Source organism: Emticicia sp., from assembly GCF_049241225.1.
Lineage (GTDB): Bacteria > Bacteroidota > Bacteroidia > Cytophagales > Spirosomataceae > Emticicia.
Genome location: NZ_JBMLRC010000078.1, coordinates 1 through 3,488 on the forward strand (window position 1 = coordinate 1; position 3,488 = coordinate 3,488).

Annotated in this window: 4 protein-coding genes; 3 read left to right on the forward strand and 1 reads right to left on the reverse strand. The window is 39.6% G+C overall.

The features are described from left to right. Both arr and ACOVO2_RS05050 read left to right on the forward strand, forming a co-directional pair. The coding region (gene arr / locus ACOVO2_RS05045; protein WP_421768915.1) for an NAD(+)--rifampin ADP-ribosyltransferase at positions 1 to 378 on the forward strand (378 nt) is incomplete at its 5' end. 8 nt (positions 379 to 386) lie between these two features. Then, a complete protein-coding gene (locus ACOVO2_RS05050; RefSeq protein ID WP_421768916.1) occupies positions 387 to 1,124 on the forward strand; it encodes a hypothetical protein in 738 nt (245 codons plus the stop codon). Between the two features lie 51 nt (positions 1,125 to 1,175). On the opposite strand, the gene ACOVO2_RS05055 is transcribed toward ACOVO2_RS05050, so the two are convergent. Then, positions 1,176 to 3,065: a peptidase U32 family protein gene (locus ACOVO2_RS05055; RefSeq protein ID WP_421768917.1), complete on the reverse strand. Its 1,890-nt coding sequence runs from the start codon at positions 3,063 to 3,065 to the stop codon at positions 1,176 to 1,178. 166 nt (positions 3,066 to 3,231) lie between these two features. Here ACOVO2_RS05055 and ACOVO2_RS05060 point away from each other — a divergent pair, with 166 nt between their 5' ends. After that, a complete protein-coding gene (locus tag ACOVO2_RS05060) occupies positions 3,232 to 3,477 on the forward strand; it encodes a hypothetical protein (protein ID WP_421768918.1) in 246 nt (81 codons plus the stop codon). Positions 3,478 to 3,488 lie beyond the last annotated feature (11 nt).

The following is a 3,488-nucleotide window of genomic DNA, read 5'->3' on the forward strand; positions in this document are numbered from 1 at the left end:
GGCCCATTTTATCACGGCACAAAAGCTGACTTACAAGTAGGCGATTTACTCACGGCGGGGTTTCGGTCAAACTACAAACCCGAAATCATAATGAATCATATTTACTTCACAGCACTGCCCAACGGAGCTGGGCTTGCGGCTGCCTTAGCACAAGGCGATGGCCCACAGCGTGTCTATATCGTTGAGCCAACTGGAGAATTTGAAAATGACCCGAATGTTACTGATAAAAAATTTCCAGGGAATCCAACTCGTTCGTATCGTAGCAAATCTCCGCTAAAAATTGTTGGAGAAGTAAGCGATTGGGTAAGGCAAACACCCGAAGAAATAGCCCGATGGAAAGACGCTTTAGCTAAAAATACAGGGGAAATTATCAATTAAGAAACCAAATGTTACTCGAAGAAATCGTAGAAAAATCGTATAAACTTTTTGAAAACTACACAATCGGGCAAACCTTAGATGTGTGCAAACAGTGCTGTGTTAGTGATGCCGATGAAGCCCGATTAGTGAATACTCCTTTACGAGAAATTTCGAGTTCGGTTTTAAGGTCAGGTTATTTTGAATCAGCAAGAGGTTATACCGACCGAGAACTTTGGGAGATGAAACATTTTCTTCCAAGGGTTTTAGAACTTGTCCGTAATTTCGACTTTCCTTGTGCCTCAACAGAGGAAGTTTTTATGCGATTAGACCTCCACAAACCCGAGCGTTGGACAAGCGAAGAATTACAATTATTACAAAATTTTTCGGTCGAATTCTTTAAAAAGTGTTTATCGTACTACCCCTATTCGCCCGAAGGTGATGATATTTCAGCATATTTGACAATGTTTGGAGTTGCACATTTTCCTCTAAAACCTATCTTAGATGCGTGGACAAATGCAGAAAATATTGAAAGCACTCTGCAATTCAAGGATTTTATTATTAACGAATTCAATTATCAAACCTCCAGTTATTTTGAAACTCAAAACGAAGAAGAATCCATTAATAAAATCATATCCAATTGGCTCAATGACGCCGATGTCAAAAGCAAATTTTTGATAAAAATAGATAAAATTATGGCCGAGAATAAGAATTTAGATTCAGAAACAGTGGAAGAATTAAGTTTAGTGAAAGAGCTTTTAAAGCCATAAAAAAACCGTCTGACATCAAGTATCAGACGGTTTTTATGCTTACTTGTAATCTTATTTACTAAACCAGCCCAATTGCTCGTCTTCGTCTTCAAATTCTAACTCGGCATCTTTTTCCCAAATTTCCATTTCGCAAGGCTTGCAATTAAACTTCAATTTGTATTCGTTTTCACCGTGTTTGAGCGTGAGCGGTTCCACCAATTTCTCGCCCATTGTTTCACGTTGGAATCTCGCACATTTGCCCAATTCATATTTCACGCAATATTTGGTGGTCATTACTCGTGCTTTGCCTGGGTCCCATTGTAGTTCAAAAGCTTTTTCGATTTCCGTTACGCCGTGTCGTTTATAAAAGGCTCTCGCCAATTTATTCGATACGTTGTAAGTGTAATCTAACTTTTGTACTGGATACGGGTGGTCGGTTTTCTGAATCTGGAAAGTTTCTCGGTGGTATTCTTTCACCCGAATATCTACGAGTTGCTCTAAAACTTCTCTTCTGATTTCGTTTACTTTCGAGATTGGTAAAAACCAATTTCCCGAAAAATCTACTTCAATATCATCAACAATAAACGGTGTGTTTCCTGTCTTAGCTAAATTTTTCTTGATATTCGGAATCACCGATTCGGCCGAATTTGCCAGCACTTTCTCGGCTTGCATACTCACCGTATTGTGGTGTCCGTCTTCGTCAATGGCTTTTAGCTGGAAACCATCGGCAGTTTCGGTAAAGTATAGTTTCACACCAATTTTACGCACCGCACTGTTTTCTTTTTCTACCATTTTATTGAACTCCGCATCAGAGTTTCGGTAGATAAGTGTACCAATGGGCAACGGCTTGAAAGTATTTGGAATAACAATATTATTGAAAATGATATTAATTTGAGCTCCATCGGCTTCGCCATCGGCATTGATGAAATAAAGTCCATCACCATTATTTAGCTTCTCATAATTTTCAATAATATAGCCATTGGCTTTTATTTCAAGCACTTTTCCGATATACTGCCCCTGCGATTTTGGACTTTCCCAGTTTCCGATTTTCTCTTTGCGTTTGTTTACAAAATAATCGGTATAGCCACGGTTGAAACTTCTGTCCATTTCTGGCTCGAAGTTGTAGAAAGTTCTACCCGACGATGCTTTTTGGTATTTTTCGGCATTAGCTTCCAAGAAAGAGTCTAATTTCTTCCTCAAAAACGAAGTATTGTTTTTTACATAAACAATATCTTTCAAACGCCCTTCGATTTTGAACGAACAAACACCCGCTTCGATGAGGTTGGGAAGTTGGTCGCTTAAATCTAAATCTTTGATTGACAACAAATGACTATTTGCAATGAGCGTTTTGCCAGTTCCGTCAATCAACTGATAAGGCAAGCGGCAGTTTTGGGCACACGAACCACGATTGGCACTACGCTCGCCGCCCGCAATACTCATGTAACAATTGCCACTAAACGACACACACAATGCCCCCGAAACAAAGAATTCGAGTTCGATATCAGTCGCTTCGTGGATTTCACGCACTTGGTCGAGGTTCAGCTCACGAGCCAAAACCGCACGTTTCATACCTGCATCGGCCAAAAACTTCACATGTTTTGGGTCACGGTTATTGGCTTGCGTACTGGCGTGAATCACGATTGGCGGCAAATCCATTTCCATAATGGCCATGTCTTGCACAATGAGGGCATCAACGCCAATATCGTAGAGTTCATGAATCAGTTTTTTGCATTGATTCAGTTCGTCATCGTACAAAATTGTATTGATAACCACAAAAACTTGTGCCTTGAATAAGTGAGCATAACGCACCATTTCGGCAATGTCTTCAACCGAATTGGTGGCGTTGGTTCTTGCCCCAAACTGCGGAGCTCCAATATATACAGCATCTGCCCCTGCATTGATGGCGGCCATTCCTTGAATCAGGTTTTTGGCTGGTGACAGAATTTCAATTTTCTTTCTCATACGATATTTCGTATTGATAATTTTTATTTGATTCGAAATGAAGTACAAAAGTACGAAATACTTTATGAAAAAATGGGACTAACGATGAATTTACGTCTTCATTGAAGCTATTCAACTCAGTTTTATAAGTATATTTGTCGAAATCTAACTCAAACGTTTATCCGAAATGAAAGAAAACCCTTACGCTAAAATGACCTTAGAAGAACTCGAAACCAAAGCTAAAAACGCAAAAAAAGCTACCTCGGCAATAGTGGGTTTACTTATGGTGGCGGTGTTTGCCGTAGTTTTTTTGGCAATTCGACAAGGTTTTAGTGCCATGACTGTCGTGCCTTCAGTTTTATTACCCATGCTCATCATCAACCTCGCGAGCCTAAATGCTATCCAAAAAGAAATAAAATCAAGAAAAAGCTAAGTTTTTGATGA